The 14,404-nt window shown below is 66.7% G+C and carries 14 protein-coding genes; 7 read left to right on the forward strand and 7 right to left on the reverse strand.

All coding sequences use genetic code 11. The annotated features are described in order from the left end of the window. Window positions 1-78: 78 nt before the first annotated feature. Together FB598_RS00660 and FB598_RS00665 are read left to right on the forward strand one after the other, a co-directional pair. Window positions 79-1,401, forward strand: a complete 1,323-nt coding sequence (locus FB598_RS00660; RefSeq protein ID WP_141911594.1) for an MFS transporter — start codon at window positions 79-81, stop codon at window positions 1,399-1,401. 175 nt (window positions 1,402-1,576) lie between these two features. After that, a complete protein-coding gene (locus FB598_RS00665) occupies window positions 1,577-1,810 on the forward strand; it encodes a hypothetical protein (protein ID WP_141911597.1) in 234 nt (77 codons plus the stop codon). Window positions 1,811-1,833: 23 nt separating this feature from the next. On the opposite strand, the gene FB598_RS00670 is transcribed toward FB598_RS00665, so the two are convergent. From FB598_RS00670 to FB598_RS00685, 4 genes are read right to left on the reverse strand one after another with little or no spacing between them, the layout of a single operon-like run. After that, window positions 1,834-3,027, reverse strand: coding sequence for a cytochrome c (locus tag FB598_RS00670; RefSeq protein WP_370454985.1), 1,194 nt, complete (start codon window positions 3,025-3,027; stop codon window positions 1,834-1,836). Beyond that, window positions 3,024-3,854 (reverse strand): ABC transporter ATP-binding protein, encoded by an 831-nt coding sequence (locus FB598_RS00675; protein WP_141911599.1) that lies wholly within the window; start codon window positions 3,852-3,854, stop codon window positions 3,024-3,026. The genes FB598_RS00670 and FB598_RS00675 overlap by 4 nt, the downstream gene beginning before the upstream one ends. Further along, window positions 3,848-4,885 (reverse strand): ABC transporter permease, encoded by a 1,038-nt coding sequence (locus tag FB598_RS00680; protein WP_141911601.1) that lies wholly within the window; start codon window positions 4,883-4,885, stop codon window positions 3,848-3,850. The genes FB598_RS00675 and FB598_RS00680 overlap by 7 nt, the downstream gene beginning before the upstream one ends. A 36-nt stretch (window positions 4,886-4,921) precedes the next feature. Then, entirely contained in the window at window positions 4,922-5,962 is a 1,041-nt protein-coding gene (locus FB598_RS00685; protein ID WP_141911603.1) for an ABC transporter substrate-binding protein, read from the reverse strand. Window positions 5,963-6,249: 287 nt separating this feature from the next. On the opposite strand from FB598_RS00685, the gene FB598_RS00690 reads away from it, so the two are divergent. The 3 genes from FB598_RS00690 (at window position 6,250) to FB598_RS00700 (ending at window position 9,417) form a co-directional block, all read left to right on the forward strand. Next, complete coding sequence (locus FB598_RS00690) at window positions 6,250-6,819, forward strand: OsmC family protein (RefSeq protein ID WP_141911605.1); 570 nt, start codon at window positions 6,250-6,252, stop codon at window positions 6,817-6,819. Window positions 6,820-7,126: 307 nt separating this feature from the next. After that, window positions 7,127-7,804: a cysteine dioxygenase gene (locus tag FB598_RS00695; RefSeq protein WP_370454986.1), complete on the forward strand. Its 678-nt coding sequence runs from the start codon at window positions 7,127-7,129 to the stop codon at window positions 7,802-7,804. Then, complete coding sequence (locus FB598_RS00700; RefSeq protein WP_141911609.1) at window positions 7,801-9,417, forward strand: rhodanese-related sulfurtransferase; 1,617 nt, start codon at window positions 7,801-7,803, stop codon at window positions 9,415-9,417. Before FB598_RS00695 ends, FB598_RS00700 begins: the two co-directional genes overlap by 4 nt. 24 nt (window positions 9,418-9,441) lie before the next feature. Here the strand turns inward: FB598_RS00700 and FB598_RS00705 are convergent, their stop codons facing one another. Both FB598_RS00705 and FB598_RS00710 read right to left on the reverse strand, forming a co-directional pair. Continuing rightward, window positions 9,442-10,143, reverse strand: a complete 702-nt coding sequence (locus FB598_RS00705; RefSeq protein WP_141911611.1) for an SDR family oxidoreductase — start codon at window positions 10,141-10,143, stop codon at window positions 9,442-9,444. A 76-nt stretch (window positions 10,144-10,219) separates the two neighbouring features. Then, on the reverse strand, window positions 10,220-11,212 hold the full coding sequence (locus FB598_RS00710) for an AraC family transcriptional regulator (protein WP_141911613.1): 993 nt from the start codon (window positions 11,210-11,212) through the stop codon (window positions 10,220-10,222). A gap of 124 nt (window positions 11,213-11,336) precedes the next feature. Between FB598_RS00710 and FB598_RS00715 the strand changes: the two genes are divergently transcribed. Both FB598_RS00715 and FB598_RS00720 read left to right on the forward strand, forming a co-directional pair. Next, window positions 11,337-12,593 carry an MFS transporter gene (locus FB598_RS00715; RefSeq protein WP_141911615.1) on the forward strand — a complete coding sequence of 419 codons (1,257 nt, stop codon included), beginning with the start codon at window positions 11,337-11,339 and terminating at the stop codon, window positions 12,591-12,593. A 69-nt stretch (window positions 12,594-12,662) separates the two neighbouring features. After that, window positions 12,663-13,694 carry an NADP-dependent oxidoreductase gene (locus FB598_RS00720; RefSeq protein ID WP_141911617.1) on the forward strand — a complete coding sequence of 344 codons (1,032 nt, stop codon included), beginning with the start codon at window positions 12,663-12,665 and terminating at the stop codon, window positions 13,692-13,694. A gap of 31 nt (window positions 13,695-13,725) precedes the next feature. Here FB598_RS00720 and FB598_RS00725 read toward each other — a convergent pair whose 3' ends face one another. Next, a complete protein-coding gene (locus tag FB598_RS00725) occupies window positions 13,726-14,373 on the reverse strand; it encodes a LysE family translocator (RefSeq protein ID WP_141911620.1) in 648 nt (215 codons plus the stop codon). Between the last annotated feature and the right edge of the window lie 31 nt (window positions 14,374-14,404).

Below are 14,404 nucleotides of genomic sequence, written 5' to 3' on the forward strand. Positions count from 1 at the left end.
GTGCCGGCCGCATTTGCATTGGGCAAATGCCGGGCGCACGGACCGGGGATGCCGTTTTGCCGATTGTGCTGAAAAACCATGTCCACTTCCGCTGAATATACCGGGGCCATCCACGAGTCCCGGCATCGCCCCCTCACTTCCTCCGACTACAAGACGCTCGGCCTGTCGGCCCTGGGCGGCACGCTGGAATTCTACGATTTCGTCATCTACGTGTTCTTCGCGGCGGTGGTCGGCAAGCTGTTCTTCCCGGCCGACATGCCCGAGTGGCTGCGCATGCTGCAGACCTTCGGCATCTTCGCCGCCGGCTACCTGGCGCGCCCGGTGGGCGGCATCGTCATCGCCCACTACGGCGATGTGATCGGCCGCAAGCGCATGTTCACGCTGTCGATCTTCCTGATGGCCGTGCCCACGCTGGTGATCGGCCTGTTGCCGACCTACGCCAGCATCGGCGTGGCCGCGCCCATCCTGCTGCTGTTGATGCGCACCCTGCAGGGCGCCGCCATCGGCGGCGAGATGCCGGGCGCCTGGGTGTTCGTGGCCGAACACGTGCCGGCCAACCGCTACGCCTTCGGCGTCGGTTCGCTGACCGCCGGCATCACCGGCGGCATCCTGCTGGGTTCGCTGATGGGCATCTTCATCAACAGCGTGTTCGAACCCGGCGAGGTGACGGGTTACGCCTGGCGCATTCCCTTCATCCTGGGCGGCGTGTTCGGCCTGGTGTCGGTCTACCTGCGGCGCTACCTCGAAGAGACGCCGGTGTTCCGGGAACTGGCGGCGCGCCGCGCCCAGTCCAGGGAACTGCCGCTCAAGACGGTGCTGCGCGAGCACCGCGCCGCCAGCTTCCTGACCGCCGGCATGACCTGGTGCCTGTCCGGCGCCATCGTGGTGGTGATCCTGATGACGCCGTCTTACCTGCAGACCGTGCACCACCTGCCGGCCAAGCTGGTGATGCAGGCCAACTGCGCCGGCACGCTGATGCTGACCATCGGTTGCCTGGTCATTGGCTGGCTGTGCGACCGCATCGGCACGCGCGCTTGCATGATCATCGGCTGGGGCGGCCTGGCGCTGTCGACCGTATGGTTCTATGGGCAATTGCCGGGTTCTCCCGAATCGCTGGTCTGGGGCTATGGCCTGGTCGGCCTGTTCGTGGGCAGCATCGCGCTCACCCCGATCGTCGCTACCCGCGCCTTCCCGCCGCCGGTGCGTTTCTCCGGCCTGTCCTTCGCCTACAACATGGCCTATGCGGTGTTCGGCGGGCTGACCCCGATCCTGATCTCGTTGTGGATCAAGCAAGACGTGCAGGGCCCGGCGCACTATGTGCTGGCGCTGTCCATCCTCGGCGTGCTGCTGGCGTTCGTGCCGATGAGCAGCAAGGGCTACCAGGCTGCAGGTCGGGACTGAGCCGTTCCCTCTTGAACCAGGCCCGGAGTCCGCAACGCGGCTCCGGGTTTTGTTTTTTGCGCGGCAGGAATCGGCGCGTGGTGGGGAAGATGGGCATGCTGCATGTTATCTGGATAGCCATCGCTTTTATTTCCCCCCGCACTATACTGAAGAGGTTCCCCTTCCTGGGCATGCCATGCAGTCCCTGATCCACACCTGCCATTACCGCGATCATGAGATCAGCGTCGTCGGCTTCGAAATGCTCGACGGCTGGCACTTGGCCGTGCAGATCAAGCCGGAGTGGAAACCGGCCTGGCCGCCCTGGCGCGACAAGGAAAGACTGTATGAGGACTTCGATGAAGTGAAAGCGGCCGGCATGGCCTGGGCCGTCACAGCGATCGACCAGCGCCTGCCCGCCTTGCAGGCCTAGAACCTGTGCCTCACACCTGCGCCTCACCTCTGCCGGTGCGTGAAGAAGCCGCCCTTGGCGAAACGCACCGGATCCGCATCCATGGCCGCGATCAACTGGTCCATCCCGCCGGCCGCGTTGCCGGCGCCTGACCCTGCACCTTCCACCGCCGTTGTCGAACGGCACAGCATGTCGTCCGGCGACCACTCGCCGCCGGCATTGCGCGCGCGCAGCCAGCCGTCGCGGTCGGCCAGCAGTTGCGTGCCGGGCAATTTGTCTTCGGGGGTGCCGGTGATGATGGCGATGGCGCGCAGCGTATCGCGCTGGTTGTTGGCGCAAGCGATGGCGCCGACGCTATCGGCTGATGCGGCCGCGCCGTCGAGCAGCACGCTTTGCAGGCGGGGATCCTCGGTTGGCGGCGCCTTCCCGGATTCGGCCACTACCAGCCTGACGCGTTGTCCATGCCATTGGCTCAGGCGCGTCGTGTCCGGCGTGCCCGGCGCGCCCGGCGTGCGGCATGCCAGCGCTATGTCGGGCAGTGCCACCGGCCGCGGCCAGGCGCCGGTGGCGGCGATGCCCACGCCGGCGGCATTGGCCTTCATGTAGTCGATCAGGGCCCAGCTGTCGGCGACGCTGATGCGCGTGGCGAAAGCCGGCATGCCGCCCTTGCCGTGCTGCAGGCTCCAGAAGATATCGCCGTCGCTGCGCCGCCATAGCAGGCCGCTCGACAGGTTGGGCGGCGCGACCGGCAACGACAGCCCCAGCGGCGTGTTGCCACGGCCGTCGGCGCCGTGGCAGGCGATGCATTGTTGCGTATAGAGTCGTTCGCCGCGCACGATGGCGCTGGCGGAAAACCCGGTGGGGGAAACATGGAAACTGGTCGGCGCCGCGGGGGCGGTGAACAGGGCCGCATCCGGCCAGGGAGTGAACAGCAGCAAGGCACCGCCGGCCAGCAGCAGCGGAATGCGCGCCCGTTTCCAGGCGCAGGCCAGCGCCGCCAGCAGCAAGGCGGCCGCGCTATAGGCCAATGCCGCCAGCAGCGCGCGCGCCACGCTGCGGTCGATCAGCATGACTTCGCCGCTCAGGCGCAGCGCAAAAGGCCAGGCCGGCTGGCCATCGATATCCCGCGTGGCGTCCAGCGCGGCGAGCACATGCAACAGGCCCTGCTGCAGCGACTGCATCGCCTGCAGCAGCAGGCCGATGCAGGCATCCCAGTCGATGCCGGCGTCAGGGATCACCAACTTCCATCCAGCCCCAGGTGACGCATCGCCTCATGCCGCAACTGCGCCAGCCTGGCGTCGCCGCGATGGCGCGGATAGGGCAGGTCGACCTTGATTTCGGCATGGATGCTGGCCGGGCGCGGGCCGAACACGATCACCCGCTGCGCCAGGAACAGCGCCTCTTCGATGTCGTGCGTGACCAGCAGGGCGGAGAATTGTTGCCGCTGCCATAACGAGACCAGTTCGCTTTGCATGGTCAGGCGCGTGAGCGAATCGAGCTTGCCCAGCGGTTCGTCCAGCACCAGCAACTGGGGATCGTTGACCAGCGCGCGCGCCAGCGCCACGCGCTGCGCCATGCCGCCGGAGAGCTGGTGCGGGAAGGCGTTGGCGAACTCTTCCAGGCCCACCAGCGCCAGCGCATCGTCCACCCGCTGGCGGTGCTGCTGCAACAGGCCGCGCGCCTGCAGGCCCAGCGCCACGTTGTCCCATACCTTGCGCCACGGGTACAGGGTCGGATCCTGGAACACCACGATGCGCGAAGGATCGGGGCGGTCGATCGGCTTGCCGTCCTGCAGGATATCGCCGGCGGTGGCCGGCTCCAGCCCCGCCACCAGCCGCAGCAAGGTCGACTTGCCGCAGCCGCTGGGGCCGAGCAGGGCGACGAATTCGCCGGGTTCGACCGACAGCGAAATATCGTCGAGCACCTGCAGTACGCCTTGCTTCTTGCCCTGCAACGCGAACCAGTGGCTGACCTGACGCACGTCGATGCGCGCGCCTTCGGAAGATGCCGGCGGGGTTGCCGGTCGCGCGTCTTGTTGCGGATTCTGCTGCGTTGCCGTCACCATTTCACGGTTCCTTTCTGCCACGACAATGCGCGGTCGCGCACCTTGAACAGCAGCGTGATCAATCCCGAGCACAGCGCCGCCATCACGATCAGCGCGGCGTACATGTTGCTGTAGGCGGCCCAGCCCTGCGACCATTGCAAATACCAGCCCAGGCCGGCCTTGACGCCCATCATCTCGGCGGTGACCAGCACCGAGAACGCCGCGCCCAGGCCCATGAACAGGCCGACGAAAACCTGCGGCAGCGCGGCCGGTATCGCCACCCGCAATACCAGGAAGGATGCCGACGCGCCCAGCGTGCGCGCCACGTCGTAGTAGCTCTTGTTGACCGAGGCCACGCCGGACCAGGTCAGCACCGCCACCGGGAACCCGGTGGCCAGCGCGATCAGGAACACCGCGGCGGCATAGCTGGACGGCGCGAAGAAGAACGCCAGCGGCAGCAGCGCCGAGGCCGGCACCGGCCCCAGGAAGCGCAGCACCGGATGCACCCAGTAACCGGCAATGCGCGACCAGCCGATCCATACGCCCACCAGGAAGCCGACCGCCGCGCCGCTGGCGAAACCATGCACCAGCAGGCGCAGCGAATGCGCGGTGGACAGGCCCAGGCGCGGCCAGTCTTCGGCATAGACTTCGATCAGGCTTTGCGGCGGAGCGAAGAAAGGCGAGGGCAGCACGCCCAGCTTGGCGGTCAGCACTTCCCACACGCCCAGCAACACGGGCAGGGCGACCAGCCATTGGCCGGCCGGGCGCAGCAGGCGCACCGCACGGGCGGCCGCCTTGCTGGCCGCGCCCAGCGACAGCGCGGCCAGCAGCAGCGCGACCGCCGTCGCCGCGTAGCCGAACTCGGCGGTGAACGCCCAGTCGCTGAAGCCGACTTCCTTGTTGGGCCACGCCAGCGTCAGCAGGCCCAGCGCCAGCCAGGCAAAAGCCGCCAGCAAGCCGGCGCGCCACGGCGCCGCCTGGCGCTGCGGCGGAGCAAGCGCAGGCGCAGTCACGGTCGCATTTGCATTCGGGATCACGCTGGTGGTCGTCATGTCAGGCTCCTTTCATGGTTGCGGCGTGCGGCCATGTCAGGCCAGCACGTCCACCGTCACGTGGCTGGCGAAGCGCGCCGGGTCGGTGCCCTTCTTGAGCACGCCGGCCGTGTGGAAGTCGCGCGCGAAGTACTCGACCTCCGAGCGCAGGGCGTTGCCGGTGGGGTGGTTGTGGTAAGTGAGGTCGGTGAGCAGCGCGCGCAGGTCTGCCACCGGCACCTTGGGCGAATACTTGGCGTACAGCTTGGCCGCCTCGTTCGGGTTCTCCGCCACGTATTCCGAGGCCTGGATGATGGAGCGCACCACGGCCGCCGCGGCCGGCCGGTTGTTGCGCACGAAATCGCCGCGCGCGCCGGTGATGCAGCAGATCTTGTCCTTGTACTCGCCGGTGCCGCTGTTGCCGATCTCGGTGAACACGCCCTGGTTGCGTTTTTCGATCAGGTACACGTTCGGGTCGCCATCGGCGATCGCCTGGATCTCGCCCTTCTTCACCGCCACATCGAGCAGGTCGGCCGGGTAGACGCGCCATTGCACATCCTTGTCGATATCCACGCCGCGCTTGGCCAGGTGGATGGCGAAGAAATTCTTGGCCGGGCTGTTCAGGTCGGACACGCCGATGGTCTTGCCCTTGAGCTGTTTCCAGTTGCTCACGCCGGCGTCCTTGACGCCCACCATGCGCAGGCAGCCGCCGTGCGCGGCGCCGATCACCTTGACGTCGAAACCCGATTCCAGCGGCTTGAGCCAGCGGTGGATCAGGCCCACGCCGACGTCGGCCTTGCCGGTGGCCAGCGCTTCGAGCAACTGGTCGGTCGAGCCGCCCCAGTTGAGCAGTTCGACCTGCAGGCCGTTCTTTTCGAAGATGCCTTTTTCCTGCGCCACCACCACCGGCGAGAGGCAGAAAGCCACCGCGCTCCAGGCGAAGGTCAGCTTGTGCGGCGCGCCGGCCGACCAGGCGCTGCCGGCGGCCAGGGATCCCCCGATCCCGGCCAGTGCGGCGGCGCCCCCGGCGCGCAGGATGTCGCGGCGCGACCAGGAGGCGGATGTGTCTTGTTCAAGCGAAGGGAGGTCTTTTTTCATTTGGTCATGGCTCCACTGAGGTCGAAGGAAATGCAGGAAAGCGGCAGGCGTGGCGGCCGCAAGATGTGAAATATGAACCGGCCGCGAACGCAAGCAAACGAACAAGAGCGAGCAAGCATATGTGCCGGGCATGGCATATCCATATGCGGATTGCTTCGTTGCGACGGCGCCGCGCGCGGCGGGAAACTGTCGCGGCCAGCCGCCAACGGGCAATCGCCAACAAGCAATCGCCAACAAGCAATCGCAAACAAGCAATCGCAGACAAGACCGCAGACAACGAGGACGCCATGACATCACTGAACCACTACCTGAGCGAAAAACGCAGCGCCGTGCTGGCGCGCGAAGCGCTGATCGAAGCCGGCAACGCCGGCCCCAATGCCCTGCAGGCGCGCGTGTCGGCCGAAGGGCGCAGCGGCGTGCGGCGCATCCGCATCCGAGACCACCAGGTCATCAGCGACAGCCCGCCGGATTTCGCCGGCTACAATCTGGGGCCCAGTTCGCCCGAGCTGCAACTGGGCGTGCTGGGCTCCTGCGTCACGCATATCTTCCTGATCCAGGCGGCGCAGCGCCAGGTGCCGATCGATTCGCTGGAAGTGGAGGTGAGCGGCAAGATCGATCCGCGCGGCGGCCGTCCCGGCCATGAGCACATCCCCATCTGGCCGCACGACATCGCTTATGTGGTGCACCTGGATTCGCCGGCACCGGATGAGGACGTCAAGGCGCTGTTCGAGGCGGTGGAGGCCAGTTGCCCCATCCTCAACCTGCTGAAGAACCCGCAGGAGATCCGCGCCGAGATCCGCCACCACCGCACGCAGGCGCAGGAATCGCGCTCCGGGGTGGAAGACGCCATCGTCTAGGAACTGGTTCAGGCCCAAGCGGCACGCCGGCAGCTTCACGGTCGCCGGCGTGCCGTTTTGCTTGCGCGCCGGCAGGAATGGAAAAACTTGCTTATAGTCTGCGTTGGAGTTGGCGCAGACTAGGGCCTGTTAACAATTAATTTGCGAGTGCGAGTGTCCAGCAAGCGTTGTCTGCCTAGGCGTGGCGACGCGTCGTAGCGGTGCTACGGCAAGGAGCCGCAACAACGGCAGGCAACGCATCTCGCAAATTAAATGTTAACAGGCCCTAACAATCTTGATCGAGGAGCGGGACATGGCAGCACCCCATATTTCAACAGCGGCGCCCGTGCAGGAATCAGTGAATGAGCCAGCACATGAGCCAGCGCAGGAAGCCCGCCAGCTCTGGCGCCTGCGTGCTTTCGTGACGCAGTTCGCGCAGTTGCTGTCGGGCGCGCCGCCGGAGCCGGTCATCCTCGATGCCGGCAGCGGCTTGCTGCGCGAACTGGTGTCGCATGACGATTGGTTGCCCGAGGCATTCGCCCAGCCCGATGCGCAGCGTTACCGGCAATACCTGCTGCACGCCGATTCGGCGCAGCGCTTTTCCGTCGTCAGTTTTGTCTGGGGGCCGGGGCAGCGTACCCCCATCCACGACCATACCGTATGGGGACTGATCGGCATGCTGCGCGGCGCCGAGCATGCGCAATCCTATGCGCCGGCGGCCGGCGGCTTGCAGAAGATCGGCCAGCCGGTGCGGCTGGCGCCGGGGATGGTGGACGCCGTCTCGCCCAACGGCGCAGGGCTGCATGACGTGCACCAGGTCAGCAACGCCTATGACGACCGGGTCTCCATCAGCATCCATGTGTATGGCGCCAACATCGGCGCGGTGCGGCGCTCCACCTACCAGCCGGACGGGCAGCGCAAGCCGTTCATCTCGGGCTATTCCAACAGCACGCTTCCCAACATCTGGGACCTCTCATCCGAACAATCACCAAGCCATCATCCATGACCACAGGCATCTCCTCCGCTTCCCTTTCCATTCCCGCCATCTCGACGGCCCAGGTGCGCGCCGCGCTGCTGGCCCGGGAAGAAATCGCCCTGCTGGACGTGCGCGAAGAAGCGCCGCATGCGCAATCGCATCCGCTGTTCGCCGCCAATTTCCCGTTCTCCCACCTGGAGCTCAATGCCTGGACCCGCATCCCGCGCCGCGACACCCGCATCGTCACGCTGGACGATGGCGAAGGCCTGGCCGTGCGCGCGGCACAGCGCCTGCGCGCGTTGGGCTACACGGATGTGCATGTGCTGCAAGGCGGCGTGAGCGGCTGGCGCGAGGCCGGCGGCGAGCTGTTCCAGGATGTGAACGTGCCCAGCAAGGCCTTTGGCGAGCTGGTGGAGTCGCAGCACCATACGCCTTCCTTGTCGGCGCAAGAGGTCAAGGCCTTGCTGGATGCGCAGGAAGATGTGGTGGTGGTGGATGCGCGCCGCTTCGACGAATACCAGAACATGAACATCCCCGGCTCGATCAGCGTGCCCGGCGCCGAGCTGGTGCTGCGCGTGCGCGCATTGGCGCCGGACCCGGCCACGCGCGTGATCGTCAATTGCGCCGGCCGCACGCGCAGCATCATCGGGACGCAGTCGCTGGTCAACGCCGGCATCGCCAATCCGGTGCATGCGCTGCGCAACGGCACCATCGGCTGGACGCTGGCGGGGCAGGCGCTGGAGCACGGCCAGCAGCGGCGCTTTCCCGAGGCCGTGGATGAGGCCCTGGTGCGCCAGGCCCGGGAGCAGGCGCGCGCAGTGGCCGACCGCGCCGGCGTCGGGCGCATCGATGCGGGCCGCCTGGCCGAGCTGGAGACGCCGGGGCGCACCGTCTACCGTTTCGATGTGCGTACGCCCGAGCAATACCGCGCCGGCCACCTGCCGGGTTTTTTGTCCGCGCCCGGCGGCCAACTGGTGCAGGAGACCGAGATGAATGCGCCGGTGCGCGGCGCGCGCATCGTGCTGGCCGACGACGACGGCGTGCGCGCCAACATGACCGCCTCCTGGCTGGCACAGATGGCGTGGGAAGTGTATGTCGCCGATGGCTTTGCGGCCGCCGACTTTGCCGTTGCCGGCGAGGCGCCGCGTCCGGTGCCCGAGTCCGGGGTGTCGCCGCAACAGCGCATTGCGCCGGCCCAACTCAAGGCCTGGCTGGAGCAGGATCGGGATACGGTGCTGCTGGATGTCTCGCTGAGCGCGCGTTATGTGGCGCGCCATATCCCGGGAGCGTGGTTCGTGCTGCGCTCGCAGATTGAAGCTGTGGCCCGCAACTTTCCATCGGCTTCGCGCTATGTGCTGACCTGCGGCACGTCCTTGCTGGCGCAGTTCGCGGTGGCCGATTTACAGGCGCTGGTAGCGCAGCCGGTGTACCTGCTGGAAGGCGGCAATGCGGCCTGGGAGCGTGCCGGCTTCGGTTTCGCCGCCGGCGAGGAGACCTTGCTGTCGGCCCGCATCGACCGCTATCGCCGGCCGTATGAGGGCACCGACAATGCGGCCAGCGCCATGCAGGCTTATCTCGACTGGGAGTTCGGCCTGGTCGAGCAACTGGGGCGCGACGGCACGCACGGATTCTTCGTGATCTGATCCGCCGCGCCTGCCGCCGGCGCTTCAGACCGACCTGGTCAAGCCGCCATCCACGCGGATGTTCTGTCCCGTGATATAGGCCGCCCCTTCGGAAGCGAGGAAGGCAACGGTCGCCGCGATTTCCTCGCTTTTCCCGTAGCGCTGCATGGGCACGCTGGCGCGGCGTTCCTCGCGCGCGGGCAGGCTGTCGATCCAGCCCGGCAGGACATTGTTGATGCGGATATTGTCCCTGGCGTAGGTGTCGGCGAAGATTTTGGTGAACGCCGCCAGGCCCGAGCGGAACACCGCCGAGGTCGGGAACATGTCGCTGGGCTCGAACGCCCAGGCGGTGGAAATGTTGATGATGGCGCCGCCTTGTTGCCGTTGCATGAACGGCGTCACCAGCCTGGCCGGGCGGATCACGTTCAGGAGATAGGTCTCCATGCCGCGGTGCCAGTCGTCGTCGCTGATCTCCAGGATCGGCGCGCGCGGGCCGTGTCCAGCGCTGTTGACCAGCACATCGATGCGGCCCCATTGCGCCGCCGCGCGGTCGACCAGCGTCTTGAGGTCGTCGGTCGACTGGTTCGATCCGGTCACGCCGATGCCGCCCAGCTCCCTGGCGAGCGCCTCGCCTTTGCCGGAGGAGGAGAGAATGGCGATCTTGTAGCCGTCGGCCGCCAGTTTCTTGGCGGCGGCGGCGCCCATGCCGCTGCCGCCGGCGGTGATCAGGGCAACCTTGTCTGTCATGGAAAAATCCTTTGTGTCGGTGGGATGAATTGGATTGGATTAGATTGGGTGGCGGGATTCTAGCCTGCTTATCTGCTTATCCGAAGCGCGCTTCGCTGGGCGGATGGCCGATGATGCGCTTGAAGGCGCGGCTGAACGAGGCCTCCGAATCGTAGCCGAGCCGGTTGGCGACCACCGCCACGCGCATGCCTTCGCGCGCGATCCAGTGGCGCGCCTGGAACATCTTGACGCGAGCCACGTACTTGGCCGGCGTCTCGCCGACGGTGCTGGAGAATTTCTCGATGAAGCTGGAGCGCGACGTTCCCATCACATCGGCCAGCTCCGCCACCGACCATTCGCGTTCGGGTTGGCGATGCACCGCCGCCAGCACCCGTCCGACCTGCGGGCAGCGCACCGCGGCGATCCAGCCGGTGGCGTCGCTGCAGGCGCATTCGACCCAGGCGCGGATGATGCTAGCCGCCAGCACATCAGCCAGGCGCGCCAGGATGCCGCAGGCGCCGATGCGGTTCAAGGTCACCTCGCGTTCCATCGCCTCCAGCATCGACAGCACCGCCGGGTCGCTTTGCTGCAGGTCGCGGGCGCGCATGACGTCGGGCATCATCGCCAGCAGCGGGTGCAAGGGGTCGAGGTTGAAGCGCATCGTGCCGGTGAACAATATGTGCGACGGTTCCGCCTCAAGGGCGGCGCTCTCCACGGCCGCCGCGGCCCGGGCATCACGCGCGCAGGAGCTGGAATGGCCCACGTCATTGACCAGGTAGAGATTCTCCGACAGCACCTTGCGCGCCAGCGTATCGATATCCACGGACGGCACTTCCGGCGAACTGGCCATGACATGGAAGGTGCTGCGCGGCAACAGCAAGGCGTCGCCGGCATGCAGGGGCATCCAGTCGGTGGTTTGCGTGCGCATCCAGCAATTGCCCTGGGCGATGAAATGGAAAGTGGCCTCGGGCCTGGGCGGAAACGCCACCGCCCAAGGCTCGTGCGTCACGCAGCGGCCATATTCCACCCCGTCCAGGCGCAGGCCCAGGAGGATGTCGGTCAGGGTATCGGGGATGTCTTTGTCGGCCATGTGGGCGCCTCTTGCTCAGGTTTGTCGGTCTTGGACGAATAGTCATGAGAATAGACGTTAATGGCATGGAAAGTCCAGTCCATCCCCCATAAACTGCGGTTTCCATACTCTGTTGAGATCCGTTATGCCTGAATCCATCTGCATCGAATGCCCCGACTCGCAATATGCGGGCACCCCGGCCACTCCGGCCGGGGGGCCTGACGCCGACGCCGGCGCGGCCGGCCGCGCCAACTGGCTCGGCATCGCCAGCCTGGCGCTGGGCGTGTTCGGCCTGGTGACCGCCGAATTCCTGCCGGCCAGCCTGTTGACGGCCATGTCCACCGACCTTGGCGTGTCCGATGGCGCCGCCGGCCAGGCCGTGACCGCCACCGCAATCGTGGGCGCCATTGCCGCGCCGACGATCCCGGTGCTGACGCGCAACTTCGACCGCAAGCGGGTGGTGCTGGTCTTGACCATGCTGCTGGTGCTGTCCAACGTGCTGGCCGCGACCGCCAGCAACCTTCCGGTGCGGCTGGTCTCCCGCGTGATGCTGGGCGTGGCGCTGGGCGGTTTCTGGTCGATGGCCGCCGCGCTGGCGATGCGCCTGGTGCCGGAAAACGTGTTCGCCCGCGCGATGTCCCTGATCCTCACCGGCGTGTCCGTGGCGACCGTTTGCGCCGCCCCCATCGGCGCCTATATGGGCAACCTGTGGGGCTGGCGCAGCGCCTTCGTCGCCGCCGGCATCGTGAGCGTGGCGACCCTGGCCGTGCAGATCTTCGCCATCCCCAAGCTGCCGCCCAAGGACAACCCTAACCTGAAGGTGCTGTTCGAGCTGCTGGGCCGTTCCCATGTGCGGGTCGCCTTGCTGGCCGTGCTGCTGGTGATTTCGGGCCACTTCGCCGGGTTCACCTATATCCGTCCGCTGATGGAACACATCACGCACCTGTCGGTGGCCACTATTTCGGCGGTGCTGCTGGGTTATGGCATCGGCGGTTTCTTCGGCAACTTCGCCGGCGCCTTCATCGCCGAACGCAGCGAGCGCCATGCCATCGTGTTCGGCGGCGCGCTGATTACCGTGCTGGCCGTCGCGCTGTGGGTGGCCGGCGCCTCGTCCACGGTGGCGGCGGTGTCGATCGCGCTGTGGGGCTTTGCCTTCGGCGCCTTCCCGGTCGGTTTCCAGACCTGGATCGTGCGTGCCGCGCCGGACCATGCGGAAGGCGCGGGCGGGTTGCTGGTGGCGGCCTTCCAGATAGCCATCGCCAGCGGCGCCATCGGCGGCGGCATCCTGGTCGACCAGGTCGGCGCGCTGGGCGGCCCGATCTTCGCGGCCATCGCAATCATGCTCGGCACCTTGCTGACATTGCGCTACGGCCCGCGCCCGGCGCGTATCGAGAACGCCTGAAACGCCTGGAAGCGCATGAGGCCGGCATCGAGCGCCACATTTCTTTCACCGACGACTGACACGCATATCATGCCAACCGATCTTTCCGTCAACCGCCGCATCGTCCTGGCGGCCCGTCCACGCGGCGTGCCTGTGCCAGCCGATTTCCGCCTGGAGCAAGCCCCGCTTCCGGCGCCGCAGGAAGGGCAAGTGCTGTTGCGCACGCTATGGCTCTCGCTCGATCCCTACATGCGCAACCTGATGGAAGAAGTCGGGCCGGGCTATGCCGACCCCATGCCCCTGGGCGCGACCATGGTCGGCGGCACGGTCAGCCGGGTCGTCCAATCGCGCCATCCGCGTTTCAAGGCTGGCGAGCTGGTGGTCGGCAACGCCGGGTGGCAGGACTACGCGATCTCCGACGGCAGCGACCTGATGCCCGTGGGCGATCTTGGGCAGCCTTCGCTGGCGCTGGGCGGACTCGGCATGCCGGGGTTCACGGCCTATGTCGGCTTGCTCGATATCGGCGAACCCAAGCCGGGCGAAACGGTGGTGATCGGCGCCGCCACCGGCGCCGTCGGGGCGGTGGCGGGCCAGATCGCCAAACTCAAGGGGGCGCGCGTGGTCGGCATCGCCGGCGGCCCTGACAAATGCCGTTATGCGGTGGAAGAACTCGGTTTCGACGTTTGCCTCGACCATCGCGATCCGCAGTTTGCGCAGCAGCTTACGGCCGCCTGCGCGGACGGCATCGATGTGTATTTCGAAAGCATCGGCGGCGCGGTGTTCGATGCCGTGCATCCGTTGCTCAACCTGAATGCGCGCGTGCCGGTCTGCGGTTTCATCGCGCACTACAACGAAAAGACGGTGGTCGGCCCAGACCGCTTGCCGGGATGGATGGCGACCCTGCTGGCCAGGCGCATCCGCATGCAGGGCTTCATCATCCTCGACCACTACGCCACGCGCTTCGATGCCTTCCGCCGGGACATGCTGGCATGGCATGCCGCCGGCAAGGTGAAGCTGCGAGAGGATATCGTCGATGGTCTGGAGAACGCGCCCGCCGCGTTCATCGGTTTGCAGCGGGGGCGCAATTTCGGCAAGCTGGTGGTGCGTGTGGCCGGGGAGTGAAACAGATTCCTGGCCGATCCTGGGCGGGACCTTATTGGCGCGCCGCCAGCAGCAATGCGCCGGCGCCGATGAAGAAGCCGCCAGTGGCCTTGTTCAGGCGCGCCACGCCGCGCGAGGTGCGGATGAAATGGCGAATCTGCCTGCCGCAAGCGGCATAGACGGTGCTGGAAACGAATTCGGCGCCCAGGTAGATCGATCCCAGCACCAGGAACTGGTGCGCCGCCGGCCGGGACTGGTTGATGAATTGCGGGAAGATCGCCGCGAACAGCATGATGGCCTTGGGATTGGTGATACCGAGCAGGAATTCCTGCATGGCCAGCGCGCGCACGCCTTTATGCGCCTGGCCGGCTTTTCCCGCAGCGGTCGATGAGGCCATGCCGTCGGCCAGTTCCAGCCCCTGGAATTCGCGGCTGCGCCAGGCGCGCCAGCCGAGATAGAACAGGTAGACGGCGCCCACCCACTTGACCGCCGTAAACGCCGTCTCCGAGGCCAGCAGCATGGCGCCCAGGCCGACGGCGGAAACCGTCAGGAAAATGGCGAATGCGGCCACCCGGCCGAATGTCGCCAGCAAGGCCGCCCCGATACCGTGCCGGATGCCGTTGTTCAACGCGCAAAAGTTGTTCGGACCGGGAACCAGCGCCAGCATGATGGCGACGGGAATAAAGAATAGGGCGTCCATTTGGCTCGTCTTCAGGGCTGGCAGGGGAGGG

Origin of the sequence: Herbaspirillum sp. SJZ106, from assembly GCF_006715495.1 — a bacterium.
Lineage (GTDB): Bacteria > Pseudomonadota > Gammaproteobacteria > Burkholderiales > Burkholderiaceae_D > Herbaspirillum.